This is a genomic window from Polyangiaceae bacterium (assembly GCA_020633205.1).
GTDB lineage: Bacteria > Myxococcota_A > Polyangia > Polyangiales > Polyangiaceae > JAHBVY01.
Map to the genome: position 1 here is coordinate 59,968 of JACKEB010000019.1, position 23,566 is coordinate 83,533.

General features: G+C 64.0%; 19 protein-coding genes. 11 read left to right on the forward strand and 8 right to left on the reverse strand.

What is annotated here, in order from left to right:
- Positions 1 to 169 precede the first annotated feature (169 nt).
- The 4 genes from H6718_30025 (at position 170) to H6718_30040 (ending at position 6,010) form a co-directional block, all read left to right on the forward strand.
- Positions 170 to 1,213 (forward strand): DUF2169 domain-containing protein, encoded by a 1,044-nt coding sequence (locus H6718_30025; protein ID MCB9589690.1) that lies wholly within the window; start codon positions 170 to 172, stop codon positions 1,211 to 1,213.
- Positions 1,214 to 1,225: 12 nt separating this feature from the next.
- A complete protein-coding gene (locus H6718_30030; GenBank protein ID MCB9589691.1) occupies positions 1,226 to 2,380 on the forward strand; it encodes a hypothetical protein in 1,155 nt (384 codons plus the stop codon).
- A complete protein-coding gene (locus H6718_30035; GenBank protein ID MCB9589692.1) occupies positions 2,370 to 4,100 on the forward strand; it encodes a hypothetical protein in 1,731 nt (576 codons plus the stop codon). The genes H6718_30030 and H6718_30035 overlap by 11 nt, the downstream gene beginning before the upstream one ends.
- Before the next feature lie 71 nt (positions 4,101 to 4,171).
- A complete protein-coding gene (locus H6718_30040) occupies positions 4,172 to 6,010 on the forward strand; it encodes a tetratricopeptide repeat protein (GenBank protein ID MCB9589693.1) in 1,839 nt (612 codons plus the stop codon).
- A gap of 2 nt (positions 6,011 to 6,012) precedes the next feature.
- On the opposite strand, the gene H6718_30045 is transcribed toward H6718_30040, so the two are convergent.
- Entirely contained in the window at positions 6,013 to 8,061 is a 2,049-nt protein-coding gene (locus tag H6718_30045; protein MCB9589694.1) for a hypothetical protein, read from the reverse strand.
- Positions 8,062 to 8,164: 103 nt separating this feature from the next.
- On the opposite strand from H6718_30045, the gene H6718_30050 reads away from it, so the two are divergent.
- A complete protein-coding gene (locus H6718_30050; GenBank protein MCB9589695.1) occupies positions 8,165 to 8,620 on the forward strand; it encodes a hypothetical protein in 456 nt (151 codons plus the stop codon).
- A gap of 30 nt (positions 8,621 to 8,650) precedes the next feature.
- Here the strand turns inward: H6718_30050 and H6718_30055 are convergent, their stop codons facing one another.
- Positions 8,651 to 9,772, reverse strand: coding sequence for a hypothetical protein (locus H6718_30055; GenBank protein MCB9589696.1), 1,122 nt, complete (start codon positions 9,770 to 9,772; stop codon positions 8,651 to 8,653).
- Between the two features lie 75 nt (positions 9,773 to 9,847).
- Between H6718_30055 and H6718_30060 the strand changes: the two genes are divergently transcribed.
- Entirely contained in the window at positions 9,848 to 10,921 is a 1,074-nt protein-coding gene (locus H6718_30060; GenBank protein ID MCB9589697.1) for a DUF4150 domain-containing protein, read from the forward strand.
- Between the two features lie 41 nt (positions 10,922 to 10,962).
- The gene (locus tag H6718_30065) at positions 10,963 to 11,268 is read left to right on the forward strand and encodes a hypothetical protein (GenBank protein ID MCB9589698.1); all 306 of its coding nucleotides are present in this window, start codon (positions 10,963 to 10,965) and stop codon (positions 11,266 to 11,268) included.
- Positions 11,269 to 11,428: 160 nt separating this feature from the next.
- Here the strand turns inward: H6718_30065 and H6718_30070 are convergent, their stop codons facing one another.
- Positions 11,429 to 13,072 (reverse strand): thrombospondin type 3 repeat-containing protein, encoded by a 1,644-nt coding sequence (locus H6718_30070; protein ID MCB9589699.1) that lies wholly within the window; start codon positions 13,070 to 13,072, stop codon positions 11,429 to 11,431.
- Between the two features lie 138 nt (positions 13,073 to 13,210).
- On the reverse strand, positions 13,211 to 14,176 hold the full coding sequence (locus H6718_30075) for a hypothetical protein (GenBank protein ID MCB9589700.1): 966 nt from the start codon (positions 14,174 to 14,176) through the stop codon (positions 13,211 to 13,213).
- 377 nt (positions 14,177 to 14,553) lie between these two features.
- Here H6718_30075 and hcp point away from each other — a divergent pair, with 377 nt between their 5' ends.
- The 4 genes from hcp to tssG all read left to right on the forward strand — a co-directional run bounded on the left by hcp (position 14,554) and on the right by tssG (position 18,470).
- Positions 14,554 to 15,066, forward strand: a complete 513-nt coding sequence (gene hcp, locus H6718_30080; GenBank protein ID MCB9589701.1) for a type VI secretion system tube protein Hcp — start codon at positions 14,554 to 14,556, stop codon at positions 15,064 to 15,066.
- 127 nt (positions 15,067 to 15,193) lie between these two features.
- Positions 15,194 to 15,601, forward strand: coding sequence for a type VI secretion system baseplate subunit TssE (tssE, locus tag H6718_30085; GenBank protein ID MCB9589702.1), 408 nt, complete (start codon positions 15,194 to 15,196; stop codon positions 15,599 to 15,601).
- Positions 15,602 to 15,675: 74 nt separating this feature from the next.
- Complete coding sequence (gene tssF, locus H6718_30090; protein MCB9589703.1) at positions 15,676 to 17,445, forward strand: type VI secretion system baseplate subunit TssF; 1,770 nt, start codon at positions 15,676 to 15,678, stop codon at positions 17,443 to 17,445.
- On the forward strand, positions 17,409 to 18,470 hold the full coding sequence (tssG, locus tag H6718_30095; GenBank protein MCB9589704.1) for a type VI secretion system baseplate subunit TssG: 1,062 nt from the start codon (positions 17,409 to 17,411) through the stop codon (positions 18,468 to 18,470). Before tssF ends, tssG begins: the two co-directional genes overlap by 37 nt.
- Before the next feature lie 153 nt (positions 18,471 to 18,623).
- Here tssG and tssC read toward each other — a convergent pair whose 3' ends face one another.
- From tssC to tagF, 4 genes are all read right to left on the reverse strand, one after another.
- Positions 18,624 to 20,108, reverse strand: coding sequence for a type VI secretion system contractile sheath large subunit (gene tssC, locus H6718_30100; protein ID MCB9589705.1), 1,485 nt, complete (start codon positions 20,106 to 20,108; stop codon positions 18,624 to 18,626).
- 2 nt (positions 20,109 to 20,110) lie between these two features.
- Positions 20,111 to 20,608, reverse strand: a complete 498-nt coding sequence (gene tssB / locus H6718_30105) for a type VI secretion system contractile sheath small subunit (GenBank protein MCB9589706.1) — start codon at positions 20,606 to 20,608, stop codon at positions 20,111 to 20,113.
- A 77-nt stretch (positions 20,609 to 20,685) separates the two neighbouring features.
- The gene (gene tssA / locus H6718_30110; protein MCB9589707.1) at positions 20,686 to 22,332 is read right to left on the reverse strand and encodes a type VI secretion system protein TssA; all 1,647 of its coding nucleotides are present in this window, start codon (positions 22,330 to 22,332) and stop codon (positions 20,686 to 20,688) included.
- 237 nt (positions 22,333 to 22,569) lie between these two features.
- On the reverse strand, positions 22,570 to 23,520 hold the full coding sequence (gene tagF, locus H6718_30115) for a type VI secretion system-associated protein TagF (GenBank protein MCB9589708.1): 951 nt from the start codon (positions 23,518 to 23,520) through the stop codon (positions 22,570 to 22,572).
- Positions 23,521 to 23,566 lie beyond the last annotated feature (46 nt).

The window sequence follows — 23,566 nt, forward strand, 5'->3', positions numbered from 1 at the left end:
CCGAGCCACTTTGTGATTGGGTGACAGTTTGTGGTTGTTCGCACTCCCGGGTGCGAGTTTGGACGCTAACCGCGCGGATACAATCCCCGCACGAAGCCTCGAATCGAGCAAAACTCAGGCTGGACGTTGTTCGCCCACGAGCCGCTCAGATGCGTCTACACTGCGGCACGTGGACCAGCCCCCCCTGGACAACCAAACGGATTTCTTCGCACATCCCCAGCTCCTACTGGACAAAGACGGCGAGAAGCTCGCAGTGGTCATCAAGGCCACTTGGGAGATGCCCCATGACCGCTCGGGGCCACTCGAGCTGGCACCGGAGCACCGCATGCGCCCGTTGTGGTTCGCCGATGTGCCCTGGGGCGAGCCGGAAATCCCAAGCATCGCGTACCCGGCGGACCTTTGCTTACGCAAGCCCGGCACCGACGTCATCGTCGTGGGGACCGCTCATGCCCCCGAGGGAAAGGCCGTGCCGAGCTTCGACGTGTTGGTGCGGGCCGGTCAACTTCAGAAGGCAGTCAAGGTGTACGGGCTTCGCGTATGGGAAAAGAACGGCACCGGGCTGAGCGAGGCGCGGCCCATCTCCTCGCTGGAGATGCGCTATGACTACGCCTGGGGCGGTTTCGACGACAGCGACGAAGAGAACATCGTCGAGGAGGGTCGCAACCCTGTAGGCATGGGCTGCGTGCGCGACCCCAGCGTGCTCACGCATCAGGCGGCGCCGCACATCGAAGACCCAGCGTTCCCGATCCAGAACTACAAGACCGCACCTCCCCCCGCTGGTGTCGGAGCGACGGGCCGCAGCTATTTGCCGCGCAGAAAATACGCCGGCACCTATGACGAGGCCTGGCAAGAGCTGCGAGCGCCGCTGTTGCCCAAGGACTTCGACGATCGTTTCAATGTGGCTGCGTCACCAGGTTTGTGGTCGGAGATCCCGTTCCGCGGTGGGGAAGCCGTGCAGCTCTTGAATCTCGTCCCCGGCGGCGGCGTACTGCAGTTCAACCTCCCGCTGGTTGGCGTACAAGTCGAGTTCGAGGTGGACGATCGGGAGCCGCTCGTGGTGAAGCCCCAGCTGGACACCGTGCTGATCGACACCTTGGGTATCGGCCCGGACAAGCCTATTGCAGTTGAAATGGTGTGGCGTGCTTCGACCAAAGCACCTCGCCGCATGAAGGACTCGAACACGATTGTCTCCGAAGTCGCCGTCGTTCCCTGACAGAGGATGCTCATGAACACGCTATGCGTCATCGCGGGTGTTGGTGCCCAAACCAGCCTCGGCGCCACTGCCCCAGAGACGGCCTTCGTCTATCGCACCGGCCACATCGGGATGCGCGAATCCGCGATCCTCGACTCCGTCGACAACCTGGTCACCCTGTGCTCGGTGCCCACACTGGAACCCTGGCTAAGCGGTGACGCTCGGCTGATTCAACTCGCCATGCCCGCGCTGGAGGAGGCGATGGCCGCCCTGGGCGAGCACGCCAAGACCCTGCGCATCAAGCTCTACCTATGCGTGGACGAATGGCTCGCGGCCACCGACGCGACGGGCGTTTCCGCTGCGCAGCGCGTAGCCAGCAGCCTGCTATTTCGGGCGCGAAAGCTGGCACACGAGAACGTGACGATCGAGACGCGGGTCGAGGGACCGGCTGCTCCAGGCCTATTCCTCGAGGAAGCGGCAAACTTGATAAACATGGGGCAAGCCGACGTGATCGTGGTCGGCGCGGTTCACTCCGACTATGACCCTGCGGTGATCCGTACGCTCGAAGAGCGCGGCCGTCTATTCTCCTCGGATCATCTCGACGGCATGATCGGGGGTGAGGGTGCAGCGTTTCTGCTGCTGACCAGCGAACGGCTCGCTAACAAGCTAGGGCTCAGAGCCCACGTCGCCCTTCACAGTCTCGGCGTTGCCTACGAACGGGCGACCCCGGACAACGACGAATCCGCGTACGAGGCCGCCGGGATCACCGTTGCCGCGCGAAAAGCGATGGAGCCGATGCTCGCAAGCAACCTCAAGTGTGGGTGGCTCCTCGGCGACGCGACCTACGAGATGCGCGAGATCTACGAGTGGCAGGCCTTGACGGCGCGGAGTCAGCGGGCCTTCGAGTTGCCCCAACAGGGAGACTTCCCAGCCCACCGTGTGGGGCATATGGGCGCGATGGCCCTGCCGCTGATGCTCGTGCTGGTCTTCGAGGCCTATCGTCGGGGATACGCGCCCCACGAACGAGCCATGATGTACGCCGGCAGCGACGCTGGCGCGCGCACGGTGTTGATCGTCGGGCAGACCTCGGACTCGAAGCGCGCGTTGGGCGAAGACGCTCCGCCGATGCGGCCCGTGTCAGGTCAGGGGCTGCCGCCAAGCTCTGGCTCCGCCGGCCGTGTCCGCTGAGCCGCCCCGGCGCGTCGTCCTCAAGCCGGACGTGGACGCGGACGCCATCGACGACGCGGCGCGCTTCGCCGGCTGGCAACTCGCGAACATCATTCCCGGAGACGCCCGGCACCCCCGTCAGCTGCTCTTTTCGGTGTTCGATGGAGGCTGGCTGTACCTGGTAGACGACGCGCGGTTCTCTCAGCGCTGGTTTCAAGCGGAAGGTCCTCGGCAAAACGAGAATCTCGAACGCGTCCGAGCGCTGCTCGACTGCGAGGCGCCAGGAGCGGAGCCGGCCCCTGCCTCGCAACATTCCCCCACGGAATCGTCTACGGCGGCCACGGTCAGCCCTGCCGGGCCCCCTCCCCCCCACCGACCGCGCCTGGCGGATCATGTGCTGCCCCGACTACACCTAATGGATGGCAGCCCGCACTTGCTGCTCCATGACAACGCTCGCGGCGACGCGCTCGAGCTCGACCTCGAGCGATTCGAGTGGCTCGAGCTGGCAGATGGCACACGGGACGAAGAAGGCCTGTTCCTCGAGGCGAGCCGTCGCGGCGTGTTGCACAAGCGCTCCGAGCTCCGCGCGCTGCTAGAGCAGCTCCACGAGCGCGGAGAACTTGCCGGGGGAATCGCAGGCGAGCAGCGGGCCACGCGCATCCCCGAGCGCGAGGTCAAGCTCATACCGGGGCTCCGGCTCGGCTGTGACGGCACCGGCAGCTGTTGCCGAACCTACTCCTCCATGCTTTTTGATCGCGCGGAAGCTGAGGCCACCCAAGGCATCGCGCCCCCCGGCCTGACAGCGCGGCACGCTCGGGTGTTTCTACCGGCGTTTGGCGCCAACGACGCCATCCAGGCGGTCGCGACCCGAGACGGCGAGTGCGTGTTCTTGGACGCAGACTCGCGCTGCGTATTGCACGCCCGCGGCGCAAAGCCTCGCGGCTGCAACGACTACCCGCTAACCCTGGTGGACGACGGGAGTGAGCTGTGGGCGGTCCCGGTGTTCGAGTGCCCGTGTGTGCAACGAAGTTTCCTGGCAGAAATACCGGCGGTGCCGCCCGTGCTGCCAACGCATGAGTCGGGCTTGCCCGAAGAGCGTCCGATCATCCGGCTTCGCGAACGCTTCGAACTCGACTCCGATACGCCGCTCGCGAGAGAGGAACTCCGTGATTGGGTCCAGCGCGGAGTCGCTCAGATCCCCAAGGCAATGGACCAAGCCGACGCACTACACTGGCTTTGGACCTGGGCCCACGCCGACTTGAACGCGCAAGAGGTTCACACGTCGGCGCCCCCCACCTACGCTCTCGCTCCCTGGATACAAATGCTCGGCGACTACGCCTCGCGACGGGTGGACTCGGCAGCTTGGCGGAGCACGCGCGATCGCACGCGGCGGCTGGTGGAGTGGATGCAGGCCGCGTGCGCCACACTCAGTGACCCGCAGCGGGTACGCGCGCTGCTGGCCCCGGCGCAGGAAGGCGCTGGCTCACGCCGTAGGCACGCGGCTGAGTGGGCGTACGTGCGCTGTCAGCTTGGAGGCTACCAGTTCGCTCAAGGCAGCGAACCGCTGCGAAGCGCCCTGGAGCAGCGCTGTGGTCGGATCTTGTTGGCGCGAGCGATGCTCGACACCTGCCCTCACGCGAGCGCCGACGATGCCGCTCGGACATCGCCGCTGACCGCCGTCGAGGCGCTCCTGCGCTCTGAGTCCCTACGCTCGGCTGAAATGGCTGAGGTGCATCCGTGATTCGCTGAACAACTCAACACCGCGCTTCCTCGTCTTCTCCAACCGCCCTGACCAAGGTAGGGTGCCTCGCGATGACGTCGGCCGGTGAACGAGAGAGCCGAGAGCAAGTCCTAGAGCGCGCCAATGCGGAGGCGCAGCGCTGTTTGGCCGCCGGGGAACACCAGGCGGCAGCTGAGTACCTCACGCAGCTGTTGTTGGCCGAGCCCTCTAACCCGGCGTACCAGACGATGATGCGCCGGCTGCTGAGCGACGTGGAAGACCCGCTGGCACTGGCCCCTCTAAGCAACCCGCTCGACCTGAACGTTGCGGTTCGCCACGCGTTTATCCTCGGGGAAATGGGTCGCAGCATCGACGCGACCGGCTTGATGCTGGACGTACTGGCGGCGGTCCCTGGCATCCCCACGTGGGTCTGGATAGCCCGCTGGCTAGATGCCCACGACGGACCCATTGACGCGACCACCCTCGGCGCGCTGAGTCAGAAGCTAGCCTTGGCGGTTCGCACCGGGAAAGCGCACCTCGGAGACGCCGGTACGACGCCCGTGCTGGTGGTTGGTGAGCTGCTTCAGCGCAAAGCGCCGCGGCACGTCGAGCTCGGCCTCTACGTGGTGACGCTGTTCCGCCAGGCGGGCAAGCTTCGACGAGCGGCAGAGATCGCGGAACAGTTGCTGAGCGTGGAACGCACCTGGAGAACGTTGGTGGCCCTGGCCGCGGTGCAACGGGAACAGTTTAATTTCCCCGCAGCAATCAAGCATCTGGAACAGGCAGCAAAGCTCGAGCGGAACGAGGCCTCGACGTTCCTGGATCTGGGCGATATCCAGCTCACCCTGGGCGAGTTCGAACGCGCTCGCGAAGCCTACTCGCAAGCGCTAGCGCTGCGTCCTGACAAGGCGTGGGCCAAGAGCAGTCTGCTCTTGTGCCGCTACTTCCTCGAGGGCGACACGCTGCACCTCGAAGCGCTTCGAAGAACCGCTGCCAGTGGCGAACAGCGCGCCCAGGAGCTCTTGTCGAGACTCGAGAAGCCCGCCTGGGTTGGCTACCTGCCAACTCCCCTCGACCCTGAGACGGCGGCGTTGAGCGCGGCCATCGAGACGCTGAAGCAGCATCCAGCCGTGGACACCGAGCAGGAGGCTGCGAACATTCGCTTGAACGTATCTCAGCTCGGCGCGCCCAGCCTGCAGCTGGGCTTCATCGTTGGGGTGCGGCTCCTCGGGCACCGCGCGAAGCTCTCGCTGGGAATCCAGCGAATTCCCGAGCCCGACCCGAGAGTTTCCACAGGGCAACCACTTTTCAGCGTCTGGCGCTACGACGGGGCAACTGCTGTGGCGGCGTTACCTCCACCGACCGCCGACGTAGAACCACAGATCGCAGCCATCGCATACACTCCGTACGAGCTCGGTGCGTGGTGGCGGCTAGCCAAGCAACAGGCGCAGACCCTCGCTCCGACGAACGTCAGCGATCTGCTAGCCTGCTTGGTGCATATTCCGTTGCCCAAGCCCCCCGATTCGAGCGAGTACGAACTGATCATTCAACCCCACGACTGGGTGCAACGGGTTCAAATCGCGAGCTGCCTGCTGATCGCAAATCTAGATGAAGGCTGGCAGGGTTCCGTCAGGCAGGCGGCGCTCGAGTCGCTCCTCAACGGCCCGGTGGATTGGACGACCAATGCGGCGCTCGTCGCGCTGGCAGGCATCGCGCGGCACGAGCCGGAGCTCGCCGAAACGATCCGGCCGCTCTTCGCTGGCCTGCAAGATCGCGTCCCCCGAGACGGTAGCTTCAGCTGCATGCTCCATCCTCTGGCTTGCCTTTGGGGCAGCCTGCCGGGGGCTTCGGCCAACCTAAGGGGCGACTTGTGGCGGCTAAAATCTCGTGTGGAAATCGCCTCACGGCGTGCTCAAGCCGGCAACGCCTGAATTCAGCGTCGAGATGCGACGGTCCAGGCGCCTGGCCGATTGCTGGCGGCACGTGCCGGCGCCTCCCACGCCACGAGAGCCTGCTCCTGGCGAGGCACGAACCACTCCACACTAAACGGCACGAAGGCACCAGTGCGGTAGACCAGCTCCCGCTGAAGCATACGTCGTTCCCCGGGCGTGCATGGGGCAGCGTCCAGTTCGTTCCAAGACACCAGTGGCGTATACGGCACTCCCCTGCGGAAACGCTGTCCGGCAACGAAGCGCTGAGAGTTGTCCTTCCACCAGCGGTACCAACGGTTGAACTCGACGCTTGGGAAATTCATCAGGTCAGGGGAGCCGGGTTCGGGCATGTCACGCGGGTCGCTCACCAGCTTCGCGAGGGGTTCCGGTTCATCACCGGTGATCGGCTCCGGAGCTTCGGGCTCCTCCAGCTGCTCCGGGGGCACCTCGACCTCTTCGAATAGCCCAGCAGCGGTGATGCGCTCCAAAGCGAAGGCGGCGGCCAACGCGAGATCAGCGTCCTTGCCCTTCAGCGTCTGCATCAACGGCTCGATGTGTGCGGCGTCTCCCGCCCAGCCGAGGGCCGATGCGAGGATTGGTTGCTTTTCAGTCGCGAACAGCTTGAACAGCTGCTCGACGTCTGGTGGACCCCCGAGCGCGCCAAGCATCAACACCGCGTCATCGTGAAGCTCTCCGCCGAGCTCCTGGTAGAGCGTGTAGGTGAAACGAGGATCGTTCGAGACCGCCATCGCCTCCCAGACGGCTTGGCGTACCCGAGCGCCTGGTAAGGCGTAGGCGTGGTTGATCGCATCCCGGATGCGCGGGTGTTTGGCCAACGCCAGCGGAAGCAGCGCGGGCGCCGCCAGCTCCGCTTCCGCGAACGCCGCCCATTCGAGCTCCTCTGGTGTGATCGCTTCGCGCTCGACCAACACCTCCACCCCAAGGCCGCGGTGCGCGGGCTTCGGATCCCGCAGGAGCTTGCGGGCAAGCGGAATCACCCCAGTGTGCGGGATCAACTTCAGCGCGCGTGCAAACTGTGGGACGGCGTCGTCGTCAGCCAGTGCAACGCGGTGGAACGCCCGCTCGGCAGCGGCCAAGGTATCCCTACCCTCGACGCAACCAAGCACCATGGTGATGGCCCAAACTCGGAACGGGTCTGGAGCGGGTGAGTCGACCACCCACGGTTCGAGCTGAGAGAGTGCCCCTGGACCGAGCGCGATGATTGCGTCGATGGAATTCAGCATGCGCTGATCGAACGTCTCCATGGAGCGCCAGGGCTCATTCAACATGGGCAGGCGCGCCATGCCGACCATCGTGACTTCTTCGAAGCAGAGTCGGGCGTTCTGCTGAGCAAACTCCGCCGAAGAGAGCTTCGGCAGCGGATCCCGCGCGAATCCGGGAGGTGGCTCGGGCGGCGCAAGCGGGTCCTCTGCGGTCTCCGCTGGCTTCTTGCTGCGTTCCTTGGCGGCCTCGGCGCGGGCAGCCGCGCGTTCCTTCAACGTCGCCATGTTGGCGTCTAGCTCTTCGAACGTCTTCGGTGGCGGCAGCGGTTCCGCGGGCACGACAGTCACCTCCGGCGGTGGTGCCGGGGGGAAACGCCAGTGGGGCACCATCCTTTGGCGCCGGAGGCGATTGAGACGGGGAACCCGCATGCTGGCCAGTTGATCCGTTGGCTCCGGTGGCGGCAGGTGGATTTGGCTTCGCACCCGCTCCTCCGCGCGTTGCAAATGCACAATTGCCTTACGGAAACCATCTATGACGCCCGCCAGGATCGGATCCGAATCAGCGACACCCGTCAGCCCTGCGGTGCCGCGGTCGAGAAAGCCACGCGCGGCAACCAACTCGGTCACCGGGTCGGCCTCGCGATCGTAGGCTTGCAGCAGGTGTTGATGAGTGGCCACGAGGTCCGACTGCAGAGTCTCGAAGTCGGGTCCCGGTTGGGCGCCGGTCTCGATCAGTCGCGTGTGCGTCCGGAGCAGGTCCAGCGCCGAGTCCAGCTCCTGTTGCCAGACCTCGATGGGCTCGCTCCCCAAAGCCATTCGAGCTTGCATCGCCTTCTGTTTACCATCCCCGCCGAGACAAGTGCGCACTGGAGATCTTCTGGGTCGCTGGCGCTTGGTCTGCCCCTCACGCACTGGCAGACTAGGCCTCGCAATGCAGCCCAAGCTCGACCTGGATACCTACGCCAGGCTGCTCGCCAAGTTCGCCGCGGACAGCTCGGCACGCGAGTCCCTGCTCATGACCCACTCGCTCACGGAGGACGACTGGGAGGAGATCGATGAGTATTGGCAAGACCGGCTGGCGGAGGACGGCGAGACGGAAGACGAAATGAATCCGCTGATCACTCGCTTCTCCGAAGTCTTCACCGAAACGCAGCTGCAGCTCGCGGGCGTGGAGCTCGAGCTCGATCGCTACGTCGAAATTCTGCGACAGGTTCAAGGCGGTCGCGAGTTACACAAAGTGCTCGCTGACGAGCGAGTCCCGTTGAACGACTACCTGAAGGCGCACGCACACTGGACCAAGCGCTCCCTCGAGAGCAGTGAAATTCGTGAAGACCTTCAAGCCAAGCTGAGTGAGCCCCGAAGCTCGCGCCGCCGCAGTCAAGCTTAGAACCGCAAGCGCGTCTGAGTCGCGCGCAGGTCAGCGCTTGTAGACGCTGCGCCAGTGGCGCTTCGCAGACTCGAAGCGCTCCTGATAGTTCTCCATCTCGTAGCCGTCGGAGCGCAGGCGCTGTTCCCAGTCTTGCTGGATGGCTTGCCAGACCCGCGAGTCACCGATCCCGTACTTCGCGAGCGCGCGCTCGACTTGCTCGGGCATGACGACGATCTCGGCGGCGAGCATCGCGTAGTCCCCCAATGAAAGCTGAGGAATGTTCGTGATTGGAGGCGCGGGTTCAGCTGAAGGGGGGGCCGCTGATGTGGCCGACGGCGGTTGAGAGACAAAAAAGCCGCCCGCTGCTGCGACGTTTCCGGGCGCGGAAACGGCGCCAATCATCGGTGGCTCAGCGGGCGCCGCAGCGCTCGGAACCGGTGAGACCATAGGTGGCGGAGCGACAGCGCCAGAACTCGGAAGCGGCGGAACGTCGGCGCTCGGTGGTGCACTCGCGGGGATTGGTGGCACGGCGCCTGGCATCGGCGGAACCCCGCTAGGAGCCGCACCAGGCATCGGGGGTACAGCACCCGGCATTGGGGGCACGCCTGAAATCGTGGGCATCGGCGGAACCGAGTACGCAGGCATCGGCGGAACTCCCGCTGACGCAGGCATCGGCGGAACTCCGCCAGAAGCTGGCATCGGCGGAACTCCGCCAGAAGCTGGCATCGGCGGAACTCCACCCGACGCTGGCATAGGGGGTATCCCCGAGCTCACGATCGCTGGAGGCTGCACCATTGCTGGCGGCGCGGCACCAGTCGGCGGTGCGGAAGGCGCTGTTCCCGCAGCCTGTTGTTGCCACCGCAGGTACTCCCAGTCACCAGACTCGTTGCGCCGAGCTTCTCTTGGCGCGGCAACTGCAGGGGCGGACTGCAATCCGAGTTGTCGCTCGGCATCAAGGCGGTTTTGCAGAAACCACTGCGTATACCGCTGATAGAGTTCATAGTTCTGGCGCTGGATCTGGTCAGAGAGATGAGTCAACCAGGTGACGAGTTCCTCTTCCCATTGCTGCTGGGTCAGGCCAGCCTCTTTCAGCACCCCATCTCGAGGCATGCCTGCATCGAGTCGCGCTGACACGACGGCGAACTTCTCAAGCGACAGCACACTCGACACGGCGGGAACTATATCCAAGGCGCGCCCAACAGGGCTACCGAGCAGGGCGATCCTTGGTACCTTCTGGGAGAGGCCATGGGCAAGGTAACAGCCTGCAAGACTGACTGCGTCACCAAGAAGTCCAACCACAACTGCATCGGTTGTGCCGTGAGCGTGTGTACCACCCCCGCGGCTCCGAGTCCGATCCCGCTCCCTTACCCAACCACTGGGACGGTTTCCGAGGGCATCACCGACCAGGCGATGCGCACCAAGATCGAAGGTGCGGACGTGATGACCGTGGGGTCGGTGATGAGCAAGTGCCACGGCAACGAGCCAGGCACGCTCAAGGAAACTTGCAGCCTCAACACCAGCGGTCCGACGTTCCCCATCATGGGCGCGCCAACCGTCCTCATTGAACTGGGCATGGCAGGGATCACCGGCAGCCCGGGTCAGATGAACAAGGGCATCACCGTGGGTGCCGGAGGCTCTGCTAGCGGGGCCGGCGGTGGCGCCGGTGGCGGTGGCGGAGGCGGTGGAAGCGCTGGTGGTCCAGGCGGACCAAGCAATCAAGGCCCATCCGGCGGTGGTGGCAGCGGCGGAGGCGGTAGCAACGCAGCAGCGGCACCACCCCCTGCTGGCGTCAGTCGCGCCGAGGCGGACCTGGCGGCGGCCCCCGGCAACAGCCCGGAGCAGATTGCCGCACGGCAAAAGCTGGCAGAGGCCTACTACGCAGAAAACTGCCCGGGCATGTCCCAGGCAGACATCGCGTCGAACGTGCGCGGCATCGACATGAATCAGCCCGTTGCCGCGGTCACAATCCCGCCCAGCGGCGGTGGCCCCAACGGCGATCAGCTGTACCAGCACGCCTGGCCAGGTGGTGGCGACGGTCAGTACTTTGCGACGGATCCGAACACCACGCCTGGGGAGCTCGGGATCAACGACCGCGTCCTTGTGCCTGCGGACGGCAATACTCCGCCCCGCATCGCGCCTCGCGAGCCCCGCTCCTACACCGCCTCGAGCGATCAGCCTGCATCAGGTCTGCAGAGCACCGCGTCCCCAGTGACGGACACGTGGTCCCACAGCGGCGAGCCCAAGGACACGCCTGGCGGAGGTCAGCAGACGTTCATCCCTCGCGACAACGGAAATCAGGGCGGCATCGTTCGCCACTGATCTCGGTATTGCGCGACAATCCTTGGTAGGACTCCTATCCAATGGTCAAGCCGAACATCATCCAGAGCAAGCTCACCTGGCGCTTCATGCTGCAAGACGCGCAAAAGCGCACCGACGACATGCTCAAGGTGGACCCCGACTGGCAGCTGGCGAAGGTGATCAAGCGCCAGCTGGATTTCATGGAACAGTGCACGAAGGGCAATCGCGCGCCCACCCCGGAAGAGGCCGACCGCATCACGATCGGGCCAATTGCCGCAAAGAATTTCGAAGTCAGCGACCCAGAGTACGCCACCTGGCTGAAGGAGCTCGACTACGGCTTCCGCGTCAGCTGGAACCGGTTGCCTTAGCTCCGCCCCTGAGCCCCCCGACGCGCACTTCGCGAGCGCGCTGTCGTCCAGCGCACTCTCACCCCCAACCCCCTCAAAATCAGCCGGGATGTCCGGCCTTTTTTTGGGGGGAGGCGGCACCGCAGCGCGTGCCCCATGAGGGCCGCAGCGTGGCGGTCCGCTACTTCTGCCAGCGGCGCGGGAAGTCGATGTACAAGATGGCGCCCCCTTCGAGGTCGGTCTTGTAGCGCATCTTCGGCTCAAAGGCGCCGCCACGCACCATTACCGTGAGGATCACGCGCCCCTCGAGCTGCTCTAGCTTCACGCCGGACAACGCGGAGTCCTTGTCGTCCTTGTGTTCCTTGAACAGGTTCTTGGTGTCCTCGGTGAGCTTGGCGCCCGTGAGCTGATAGCGCACCACCGTGCCCCCGCTCGTGGACGATAGTTCGACCGGTGCGTTCAGGTGAATCACCACACGCTCTGTGTCCGAGTCGACGCGCTCGACCTCGGCTGACGTCACGATGATCTCGAACTTCTCGTCCGCGCCCAGTGCCTTGTGCGCGGGGCAGCCGCCGTACTCAGCTGCGCCCACATCGTCCGGACAAGCGTCGTACTCGTCGGGGATCTTGTCTTGATCCGTGTCAAGCGCCGGCTCTGGGCAGCCGTTGGCGGTGTGTCCGCCACTGCGAGCAAATCCGGCGACCGTCGGGCAGTCATCCTGCCAGTCGTCCAGGCCGTCCTTGTCGAAGTCAAAGTAGTGCTTTGGACAGCCGAAGCGCGCCTTGTCCTTTTCGGGACGAGCGGGGCCCGCTTCCTCGGGGCAAGCATCAATCGAGTTTCGGATCTTGTCACCGTCGGTGTCACCCGGACCGTCGTCGAGGGACGCCTGACGATCTGGCGCGGGAGAGTACGCAACGCTGAGCACTCCGCGCGTCGCGGCGCCAGGAGACGCGGTGAGGCCGGGCCCCGCAGCGGCACCGATCACGATGTCCCCCGCGCGGTATTTCAAGCCAAACAGCGCTCCGCCCGGGGTCGTACGCTTCGAGAACAGCGAGCCGAACTGAGACTCGAAGGTGCTGTAGCCGTAGACTTCCGCGCTTGCTTGCAGGGCATCCTGCAGGAACATCAGACCTAGCCCTGCGGAAAATGTAAGGGAAGGTCCCGTCTCCAGCGAACCGGAGAAGTAGTTCTTGCGAGCCAGGTAGCCGCCCGATGCCGAGTAAATCAGATCGCCAAGCCGCCCACTGAGCAGCAGCTTGGGATTCGCTCGGAACTTCCCGTCGCTTGCGAGTTCGTTCTCGCTGCCTACAGGGATCCAGGTGTCCACTCCCAGACCAATCGCGATGGGATCGACACGGGTGCCGATTAGGTTCAGGCGGGCACCGACTCGAGGATCGGCAAACACGCCGCCGCCGGGTTCATTGGCCGCGCCGACCTGACCGTCCTGATAAGGCACGAAGGGGATGTCCAGGTTGAGGAGCAGTACGTCCTCAATAGCCAAGCTCAGGTCCGCATGGGTGTAGAGCTGGTATTTGTTGACCCGGCGTTTCTCCGCGGTAACCGGATCCTGGCGAATCAACGGCGCCGAGAAGGCCCAGCTGCCGAACGCCATCGCGTAGAGCTGCGTGTCGCCCACGTTCGCGTCGGGAGCAGCAAAGAACCAGTCACCGGCAGGAGCCGGCTCGAGCGTCTGCAGGGCGAACCCCTCAGAGTACTCCTGGTCCAGCACGCTCTGAGCATGCGCCTCACTGGTCGTGAGCGCACACACAGGTATCGACAGCGTGATACCGAGGGCAAGCGGTAAGAAGCGGCGCAGGAAGCTCATCGCGATCTCAGGAGCAACGGAACCCGAAGTAAGACCTTAGTTGAGGTTTTTCGGCGCGGAACCAAATCGACAAGAAACGCAGGGTTCTTGCCTGGAACGCGTGCGCTCTGGCAGGCGAACCAGTGCGCGGACCCGGCCTCATTTGGCCTCCGCTGGATTGTCGCCCTCTGCTCCCCCACCCTCCGGCGGGTTATCAGTCTCGAAGACCCGGGTCCACAGCGAAGGCTCGCTCTCCACCAGTTGCCCTTCCTTCAGCCAGAGCACCCTCTGGAGCTCCGCCTTCCGCAACTGACGACCGAGAGAATCCTCTGCGGAAACCTGCTCGATGATGTTGATCTGACCCTCCTTGAACTCGGGGGAGGAAGTCAGTCGGTAGACGATCGGGCCGCCCATGCCAGGCTCGGCGTTGCGCGCGATGCCGACGCGCTCGAGGGGCAGCTCGGCGGCCGCCTTCAGCTCACCCTGACGAGGCAGGAAGATCCGCAGCGTGGTCTCACATGGGGTCTGACTCTTCGGCTGCAAACAACCTTCCGCCTGGACCGTGGGGATCACCTCGGAGCCCATCCGCTCGATCCGCAGCTTGGATTGCTCCGGCGGCCCTCGATACGCACCGACTCCGTAGGCTTCGGCCTGGTTGTCCAGGGTACGCACCAACGCCAGAGCACCACCCGCAGTGCCATCTGGGAAGGCATGCGTGCGGAGCCAGACGAGGCGTAGGCGACTCCCGCCAGCACCGAAGACCACGTCGCCTTCCTTGATGCGGAAGGGCCAGCCGCGTAAGGGCCTGCCGCCTTGCATGACCTCGCTGGAGTAGACGTCGTGGCCCGCGCAGTCCTTCGAGTCTTTGGGTAGCTCCTGGCGCCGCTCGTTGAAGGCGGGGAAGACCAGCTTCCAGTACTGCTCCTCTCGTAGCGACCGAGAGAAGCTCGAGCTCTTGCCCTTTGGGGGCAACCGCATCACGCAAGCCGGCACCGGGGCCACGCTCCGCGTCAGATCGCCATCCAACGACTTGGGGATCGTGTCGGTACACGCCGCGACACCCCCCAGCGAGCCCAGCCCTAGGCCAACCCCCAGAAATCGCCGCAGTCTTCGCCTGGCTTCCATCCTGCGACAACTTTGCCAATACCGGTGCGAGACGGCCAAGAAAGCCAGCTAGAGGTAGGTCTTTCCCCCACAATATGCAGGGACTTGCACAGGTGCAAATCCCTGCACCGCTGGCAGTGCAACGGCTTGCATCGAGAAACTCATGTTTCGTGAGGAAACGCGCACTTATCAGGCTTGCGACGAGTGGCACGGAGAGTGCTTAAGGCTTGGTCACGAACGGGGGAGGCAGACTCAACCCGCCGAACACTCGGAGCCCACTGGACCGACTGCTTGGCGCGGCCCACAAGTATCCACGCGGATACGAGTGATCAGCTTTCCAAAATTAGGAACCCGCGACTAACGCGCGGACCAACACAGGAACAAGGAGCACCACCACCATGGCATTTGACGTACTTCTGCGCGGCACCAACGGAGCAACCCAGGGCGCTTTCCCCGGAACCTCGATCCGTACCGAGCACACCGACAAGATCGAGATCATCAGCTTCGAGTACGAGCTGCTGGCCCCCAAGGATCCGCAGCGTGGCCCCCACGCCACCGGTCGTCGTCAGCACAAGCCGATCCGCATCTGCAAGAACCTGGACTGCACCACGCCCTTGTTCTTCAACGCCTGCACCACGAACGAGTTCATCACCACGATGACCTTCGAGTTCTGGGAGACCAGCGAGCAGGGCATGCCGCAAATCTACCACGAGATCACCATCGAGAACGCCGCGGTCGCCTCGATCAAGTACACCACCGGCTTCGAGGGCACGGGCAACCTGTCCACCAGCCGTGGCCACTCGCAGTGGGACCTCAAGGAGCTCGAGTACATCGACCTCGTGTTCGAGACCATCAAGCTCGACCACCTCGTTGGTACCCCCACCTCCGCTCAGGACTCCTGGAAGAACTGAGCCCCAGAGGTTCACGGTCACACGGCTCGCACTTCGGTGCGGGCCGTTTGGCTTTTGTGGAGAAGGTTCTCGAGGGTGGAGCGTGATGCCCCCCGCCGCTCGCCAGATGTACTAAGCTCGAGTCGTCATGCGTGGGAACAGCTTGCTCAAACGGATCAGAAATCCTGAGCTCGCCGTCGCTCGCCGCACCTACTCGGATCACGAAATCCGCAACAGCATCCTCGAACATCTGCAGACGATGTGCGGCACTCGCCTCGGGTCGATGCTCACTTGCCCCGACTTCGGGGTGATGGATCCGAGCGATCTCGTGCATGGATTCCCCGACGCCACGACGGCGCTCGCGAGGGCAATCCGACACAGCATCGAGACCTATGAACCAAGGCTCCAGAACGTCCGTGTGCGCTTCGTACCGGACGACGGATTGGACCTCGTCTTGCGCTTCGAAGTGAGCGCGCAGGTGCTTCGCGAGGACGGTAAGGTACCTATTTCCTTCGAGACCAGCTTGAACGCCGCCCGCGAGCTCAAGGTCCGCTAACCCTGGGTGCGCCCGGGCTGCGGTCGGCTCAATTCGCACCGATTCACGCGGCTTTGGACTAAGCTCGACGCGGGGTGTTCAACAAGTATTACCAGGACGAGCTCGCCTACCTGAGGCAGCTAGGCAAAGAGTTTTCCGAGGCGTATCCCGCGTTGGGGCCCATGCTCGCGGACCGCGGTGCAGACCCGGACGTCGAGCGCCTGCTGGAGGGCGTTGCCTTCCTCACGGGCCGCATCCGGCAAAAGCTCGATGATGAGCTTCCAGAGCTCATGCTGGCGATTGCCGGCTTGCTCTTCCCTCACCTGACGCGGCCGCTCCCGGGCGCTGCGATCCTGGAGCTTGAGCTGCTGCCGAACGTGCTGCGCGAACGGAAAATCGTTCCGCACGGATCAGAGTTCTCGAGCATCGCGGTGGACGGAACGCCGTGTCGGTTTACCTCCTGTGCGGACTGCGAGGTCGTACCCTGGGCGATCGCCGATGCGCGCCTCGACCCACTCCCGGACGGCACCCAACAGCTGCGGATCGACTTTCGCTGTGCCGCGGGGATTCAGATCGCTGCCGTCGCGCCGGAGATGCTACGGCTGCACCTCACAGGTGACCCCCGCACGGCCCTCGGCCTGCTGCACTGGATCCATGAGCACACCCGCGACGTCGTGCTGATCGAGACGAACAAGCTCGGTGGCCGAGAGCAGGAGATCTCGATCGGGAAGCGTGCGATCAGCCCCGTCGGGTTCGACGATGACCAAGCGTTGCTTCCGTACGGCGACCTCGCGTTCCCGGGCTTTCGCCTGCTCGAGGAGTACTACGTACTGCCTCAGAAGTTCGCGTACGTGGACATCGCGAACACCGCGCGCCTGGCAGAGCTGAAGGAAGAGCTTCAGGACTTCGCGATCGCGATTCGCTTCGATCAACCGCTAACCAACGCGCCGCAGGTCACGAAAGACTCAGTCAAGCTGCATTGCGTACCGGTCATCAACCTGTTCAAGACCACGGCGGAACCGATTCGCCTGAGCCAGACCCGCGAGCAGTTCCTGGTACGTCCAGCGGGCCTGGAGCCTGGGCACGGTGAGGTCTACCAAATCCTCGATGTTCAGGCGATCACGCGCGGCGCGAGCGAACGCGTGAACATTCCGAGCTTCTTCGAGTTCACGCGCATCGGCGGTACTGCTGCGGCGAACCAGGTCTACTACTCGACGCACTTGCGGCCGGCCGTGATTGGCACCGGCGTCGACATGATGATCTCGTTCGGCACGCCAGAGAACAGCGGTGTCTTGCCTCAAGCAGATGTCGTCTCGATCGACCTGCTGGCGACCAACCAGCGCCTGGCGAGCGCGCTCCGTCCTGGCGAGATTCGCACCCCGACGCCAAGCTCGCCGGCGTTTGCCAAGTTCAAGAACATCGGTGCCGTGACGACCCATGTGCCTCCGCCACTGGGCCGCGACTTGCAGTGGAGAGTCACCGCGCATGCGGCGATGAACCTGCGCAGCCTGGCTGAGAAGAACGCCCTGCGCGCGATGCTCGGCGTCTACAACCTTCACGGGTTGGTGGACCGTCAGGCTGCCCGCGCCAACGATCTGCGCATCCAGGCGATCCACGACATCCAGGTCAAGCCCGCCGAACGACTGTACCGCGGCGCGCCAGTGCGTGGCCTCAGCATCGAGATTTTCCTCGAGGAAAGCGGCTTTACCGGCGACGGCGACATGTTCCTGTTTGGAGCGATCCTGGATCGCTTGTTCGCGAGCTACGTTTCCCTCAACTCGTTCACCAAGACGTCGGTGCACGGTGTTCAATCCAAGGTGAATTTCGAATGGCCGGCGCGCAGCGGCAACCTGACGATTCTCTGATCGAGCGCTTGGTGCAGGAGGCACCGGGCTTCTCTTTCTTCCAGGCGGTGCAGCTGCTGCATCGGGTGTCTCCGAACCTGAAGGCCGTTGGCGACGTGGGTCCTCCCGAGAAGGAGGTGTTGCGCTTCCGTGTGAACCCCGAACTGAAGTTCGCCGCGGGTGACATCGAAGACATCACGGCACCCAAGGAGGGCGTGCAGCACCGTCAGTTCGAGCTGACCGCGAACTTCATGGGGCTCGTCGGCGCCTCGTCACCGCTCTGCTTCAAGTACACCGAGGAGGTGATCGCGGCGGAGCTGGATGACAATTTCACGCTGCGTGGCTTCTACGACATCTTTCACCACCGGCTCCTGTCGCTGTTCTTCCGCGCTTGGAAGAAGTACCGCCTGTCCGCAGGTTTCCGCACGGATGGTAGCGATCCGTTCACCCGACGCGCGCTCGCGTTCGTGGGGGTTGACCCTGGTGCACCCCTCGGCTCTGACGCGCTACCCCCCCGCTTGCTGCTGACGCTCGCGCCGATTCTGGCTCAGCGTACTCGCTCCTCCCGAACGCTCGAGATCGCACTCAGGCGCCTGCTGCCGGGCGTGACCGTCGGGGTCGAGCCTTTCGTCGAACGCCAGGTGCGCATCCCGTTTGACCAGCGCGTGAAGCTCGGAGTGAAGAACACGTCGCTCGACAGCGACTTCACCATCGGGGAACGCGTGCTGGATCGTGCCGGGCGCTTCCGCGTGAAGGTCGGACCTGTCGACTACGAGGACTTCGAAGCGCTGATGCCCGGTGGCGAAAACTACCCGCTGCTGAGGCAGGTGGTGCATCAGTTCACTCGCGGTGTGCTGGAGCCGGAGCTCGAGGTCACGCTCGCGACGGATCAGTCCCCGCGCTTTCAGCTCGGCAATTCCCGTGGTGCGTTGCTTGGGACGACTACCCAGCTCGTCACCAAGCGCGAGAAGCCCATGAAGATGCGCGTCGTCCTCGCGGAGAACACGAAAAACGTCGTGCCCCAGCTGGTCGCGGACGACGAATAGCGTCCTCTCCCCCAACAATACGGAGCAGCCCTGGATACAGGCGGTGGGTACAGCATTCTGCCGTACGGCAATAGCTCGTGACGGTCGCACAAAACACGAAAGCCGCTTCTTGCGAAGCGGCTTCCTTGTCGAGCTCAATCGCGAACGATTAGCTCATGTCTTGTCGAGCTTGCCGACCAAGCTCAGGGTGAAGAACGCGCCCATGTACTTGAAGTGGGGGCGAACCTGCATCCCGACCTTGTACCAGCCTGCGTTGCCCGGCACGTCTTCGACGGTGATCTGGGCCTTGCGCAGCGGCTTGCGGCCACGAACAGCGGCAGACACGCCGTCCTGATCGGCGACGTACTGGTTGATCCACTTGTTCAGCTCGCGCTCGAGATCGCCGCGCTCCTTCCAGCTACCGATCTGCTCGCGCTGCATCACCTTCAGGTAGTGGGCGATGCGGCACGTGACGAACAGGTAGGGCAGCTGAGTACCGAGACGGTAGTTCAGCTCGGCGTCCTTGCCTTCAGCAGACTGACCAAAGTTCTTCGGCTTCTGGCAGGAGTTCGCGGAGAAGAAGCACGCATTGTCGCTATCCTTGCGGAAGCACATTGCGATGAACCCTTCCTCGCTGAGTTCGAACTCACGGCGCTCGGAGATGAGCGTCTCGGTGGGGCACTTGGTCTGGATCTCGCCCATTGCTTCGTACTGATGCAACGGCAGATCTTCGACGGTACCACCCGAGGTCGGACCGATGATGTTCGGGCACCAACGGAACTTCGCGAAGCTGTCTGCGATACGCGTGGCCATTGCGTTGACCGCGTTACCCCAGAGGTACTTCTCGTGCTGCCCGATAACGCTCTCGTTGTAGTTGAACTCCTTCGCCGGCACCGTCGTGTCGCCGTAGGGCAGACGCAACAGGAAGCGTGGGCATAGGAGGCCAACGGAGCGAGAGTCCTCGGACTCACGGAAGGACTGCCACTTGGTGTACTGCGGGCCCTCGAAGATCGACTTGAGGTCCTTCAGCTTGGGCAGCTCGGTGTAGCTCTCCTCCCCGAAGAACTTGGGACCAGCCGCTGCGAAGAACGGCGCGTGAGACATCGTGGCGATGGACGCGCAGTTCGCGAGCAGCGCCATGTCCTGGGGCCCTGGGTTGATCTCGTAGTTCGCGAAGATCGCTCCGTAGGGCTTGCCGCCGAACTGGCCGTACTCAGCGGTGTAGACCGTACGGTACAGACCGCTCTTCACGATCTCGGGAGCGTCCTCGAAGTCCTCCATCAGGTCGGCCTTCGAGCAGTTCAACATCTCGATCTTGATGTTCTCGCGGAAGTTCACCCGATCGATGGTGAACTTCAGGCCACGCCACGCGCTCTCCAGCTTCTGAAAGCCTTCGGCGTGGATGATCTCGTCCACCTGTGACGATAGCTTCGCGTCGATCTCGGAGATCAGCGCGTCGACCAACGCCTTGTCGATCTTCTCGTTCTTGTACTTCGGCGTGATCAGCTCGCTGATCAGCGCCTGTACGCCGGCCTTGGCAACGGCATAGCCGTCATCCGAGGGAGCGATCTTCGTTTCCGCGAGGATAGAGTCTAGGAGGCTACCTTCGGTTACTTCCGCGGCTGCGCCTCCGCCTTCGGCGGATTGTTCTTCACTCATGCTCAGCCTTCCTCTCCACCGCTGAGACCAAGCTCAGCGAGCAGCTTGTCGCGGGAGTCCCCGTCCTCGAGCAGGCCCTGGATCTTCTTGCGGAAGGCAGGCACGTTGCCGAGCGGTCCCTTGAGCGCGGTCAGTGCGCCGCGAAGGTCCATCAACTTACGCAGCTCAGGAACCTGGTTGACGATCGCATCAGGTCCGAAGTCAGCCAGCTTCTTGAACTTCAAGTTGACGTTGAGGTTCGCCCCATCGTCACCCGAAAGGCGATCGGGCACGGACATCGTGAGGCTCAGGTTCTGGCTGGCCAGCACCTGCTCGAAGTTGTCCTTGTCTACGTTGACTGGCTTGCGCTCTTCGAGCGGTCGCGAGTCAGGGCGTCCGGTGTAGTCACCCATGAAGAGCATCTTGAGCGGTAGCTCGACCTCTTCCTGAGCGTCCCCAGTCGCCGGTTTATACGTGATGTTCACGCGCTCTTGAGGCGCTACCGAACCTTCTTTCCCCATCGATTACTCCGTGTTGGACCTCGGAAAGGTGTACTGCGTGAAGCGCCCCGAGAGACGCAGCACGCCCGACGCCGAACTCAGCCCGCTAGCCCCATCGCTGCGGCCGGGTCGAGCCGGCAAAGCTTATCAAATAGCTCGGCGAATTTCGCGACTTCCGGTCGCGGCTCTACCTTTGCTCCTGGTGGTACTGGTGCACCGGGCGGACCGACAGGACGATCCTTCACATCCGCCAGACAAGTGAGCAGGCTCACGTACACGCGCGACGTGAGTTCTGGCTCCCAAATCTCCAGCTGATGCGCGTCCACTTCGCGCACCAACGCCTCGAGAATTGGTCGGGCAATCGTCATTTGACCGCCTTGGATCGCCAAACGAGCAACCGAAAGGCGCGCCCGGAATCGGGTGCGAGCATCCGCTCCACGGTTCGCGAGCTGCAGGGCGACGCCTAGACCGTCGCTCACCTGACCGCCCGCGACGAGTTCCTTCGCTTTTTCGAAGCGCTCCGCGAGCAGCTGGTCTTCTTCGCTAGCAGCGCTTGCGGCGGCGCTGCCACCTCCACCGCCCCCGGCGTACTTGGCCTGCTCCTCTTCGATCCAGGTCTTGGTGCCGGAGTCAGCGAAATCGCTGCCATCGGAGAACTTGAGGGTCAATAGCGCCGGGAAGCGCTCGACGAACGCGACGACCTCGCGGCCAACGGCTTCTCTCGCTCCCTGGGCCAGGGCCCCGATTCGATCGAGACCCAGCGCCGTGTAGCGGTGCACGTCGAGCCAGAAGAGATGTTGCGCCGCGAAACCTTCTGAGGCTTCGATCAACTCGACCCAGTTGCTGGCCCCCGCGAGGGTCTCCATGCGCTGCTTTTTGTCGGGGGTCGGTGGAGGCAGGCGGGTCTGGTTGCCCTCAGCTGGGGGCGTGCCTGCGATCTCGACCCAGAGCGCAAAGCGGAACACGCGATAGGAGATCGCGGCTGCGGGATCGCCTTTGCGGATCAGCGATGAGATCTTCCGCAGCTCGACGCAGGTCTGCTTGAGCGCGCGTTGGGCGTCTTGGGGCGTCGCCATCGCCATGGCAGGCGCGGCGGCCACTGCTGGAGGCGCTGCTTGAGCGGGCGCGGCTGCTTGAGCAGGCGCGCCTGCCTGGGGGGGAGGAGCAGCCTTCTGTTCCGCAGGGAGCTGACGAGAGGTCTCGCGCAGAGCACCGCGCAAGCCACCCATACCAGGGTAGTTTTCGCCGAGCTTCTCGGTGAGCAGGTCGTCGACCTCGCCGTAGAGCGTCTCACACAGCGCAACGGCTTCGCGATCGCCACCCGTGGGCGAATAACCCCCGAGAGTCGCTTCCGCCTGGTCAGACAGCCACCCCGCAAGGTTTCCGCGAGCGCGGGCGCGCTTCGCGGGGGGATACATCGCGTCGTTGTGGTCTTTCGTTACCTCGAGGATACCGAGGAGGCCTTCAGCGAGCCCTGCCGGCCCCTTCTCGATCATGAGAGCGGCGGCGAGCCAAATCAGGAGCCTGAAGTCCTTCGTCTTGGACTTGAGAAGCTCCTGGGACACCGTCGCGACACGACCCCAGTTCGGCGTCTGCCCTTCCAGCGAGCCAAGCTTGTCGATCTCGGCTTTGACCTCCTCGAACTCAGGTTCGTAGGACGCATCGATCCCTTGCGGTTCGCCCCCGGGGATTGGCGCCTTCAACGGCGCAATCTTCTCGGCTAGCGTCTCCCTCAGCTCCGCCATCGGGTTCAGACGCTACCCGTGCACCTGGGGAATTTCTAGATCACAAACGGTTTTCGATTCGCGCTCAGCACCGGTCCTCCGGTGGTTTGAACGCGACTGATGCATGCGGCCGGGAGGCCATGGGATTTGTGGCGCTAACGCCGCGCGCCGCGTGGACCCCCTCGCTCGCACACGGCGGAACGCGTTTGTTGCCGCAGAGTGTTGCCGCGCCGCGCGACTTCGATAACCGCGAATCGCTCAGCTACCGAGCGCCTGAAGGAAGTAGCCCACCGGATGCCCGGGGGAGTTCAGCGCCTGCCCGATGGCGGGCGGCAGGCGACCCAAGATGGATTCGCGGCTGAGTCGGGGAGCGTGCCGCAGGTCGCACACGTGATCGCTGTCAGGATCCGGCGACCAGAGCTCCGCGAGCGAGGAATGCGGGGTCGCGCCCAGCTGAAGCAACAGCGTGCCGTCGTCATCACTCGCCGACCAGAACGCGCTGGGAACCGTGCGCCGCCAGCGCGCCACACGCCGCGCGACGTCAATCCAGAATGCGGCAGAGGCGACGCCACCCGCGCCGAGCGGCAGGCGCGCAGACAAAGGGGTGGTCATCGGCTCTTGTCCGATGAACGGAGCCACGCACTGAATCAATGTATCGATGGCGTGGGGAGCGGCAGCGCCGTCAGGTTGCCCGTAGGTGACGCTCAAGGGTGTCGCGAGCGGCGTCGCGGACACCCAGTCGTTGTACTCGGCAATGTAGGTCGCGAGCTGATCGATGCGTGGTGCCGGGATGCCAAGCACCGCGGCGCGAAACTCCTCGGCGGTCATTCCGTGGGCGTCCAGCAGCACTTCGCTAGCCAGCTCGAAGAAGTCGCCAAGCATCAGCGGTGCGATGTGTGGGGCGCCACTCAACACCGGCTCGGGGATCTGAGAAAAGATCACTAGCGGGAAACGGCGCCCGACCGTGTCGCGACTTGGGCGGATCACCCCGACAATCACGGACACCGCGCCGACGTTCGGAGGAGCGCGATAGATGAAGCCGTGCAGCGCACCGCCATCGAACGCTTGCTGCCAGTCGCCACGGCGCGTGGAGCCGTAGACCATCCCCTGCTCTATCCAGCGCTCAAATCCGCTCGCCGGTTCCCCGGCGACGCCACCGCGCAAGAAGTCTCCTGCTTTGGGGAGCTTGCCGAAGTAGCCGACGATCATGCTTTCCTCGAACTCACGTCGCGCGATCCGTGCCGCCGATACCGAG

Coding starts and splice junctions, on each gene's coding strand:
- H6718_30030 (MCB9589691.1), top strand. CDS start 1,226: ATGAACACGCTATGCGTCATCGCGGGTGTTGGTGCCCAAACCAGCCTC.
- H6718_30040 (MCB9589693.1), top strand. CDS start 4,172: ATGACGTCGGCCGGTGAACGAGAGAGCCGAGAGCAAGTCCTAGAGCGC.
- H6718_30045 (MCB9589694.1), bottom strand. CDS start 8,061: ATGCAAGCTCGAATGGCTTTGGGGAGCGAGCCCATCGAGGTCTGGCAA.
- H6718_30050 (MCB9589695.1), top strand. CDS start 8,165: ATGCAGCCCAAGCTCGACCTGGATACCTACGCCAGGCTGCTCGCCAAG.
- H6718_30060 (MCB9589697.1), top strand. CDS start 9,848: ATGGGCAAGGTAACAGCCTGCAAGACTGACTGCGTCACCAAGAAGTCC.
- H6718_30065 (MCB9589698.1), top strand. CDS start 10,963: ATGGTCAAGCCGAACATCATCCAGAGCAAGCTCACCTGGCGCTTCATG.
- H6718_30070 (MCB9589699.1), bottom strand. CDS start 13,072: ATGAGCTTCCTGCGCCGCTTCTTACCGCTTGCCCTCGGTATCACGCTG.
- H6718_30075 (MCB9589700.1), bottom strand. CDS start 14,176: ATGGAAGCCAGGCGAAGACTGCGGCGATTTCTGGGGGTTGGCCTAGGG.
- hcp (MCB9589701.1), top strand. CDS start 14,554: ATGGCATTTGACGTACTTCTGCGCGGCACCAACGGAGCAACCCAGGGC.
- tssE (MCB9589702.1), top strand. CDS start 15,194: ATGCGTGGGAACAGCTTGCTCAAACGGATCAGAAATCCTGAGCTCGCC.
- tssG (MCB9589704.1), top strand. CDS start 17,409: ATGGCCGGCGCGCAGCGGCAACCTGACGATTCTCTGATCGAGCGCTTG.
- tssC (MCB9589705.1), bottom strand. CDS start 20,108: ATGAGTGAAGAACAATCCGCCGAAGGCGGAGGCGCAGCCGCGGAAGTA.
- tssB (MCB9589706.1), bottom strand. CDS start 20,608: ATGGGGAAAGAAGGTTCGGTAGCGCCTCAAGAGCGCGTGAACATCACG.
- tssA (MCB9589707.1), bottom strand. CDS start 22,332: ATGGCGGAGCTGAGGGAGACGCTAGCCGAGAAGATTGCGCCGTTGAAG.
- tagF (MCB9589708.1), bottom strand. CDS start 23,520: ATGATCGTCGGCTACTTCGGCAAGCTCCCCAAAGCAGGAGACTTCTTG.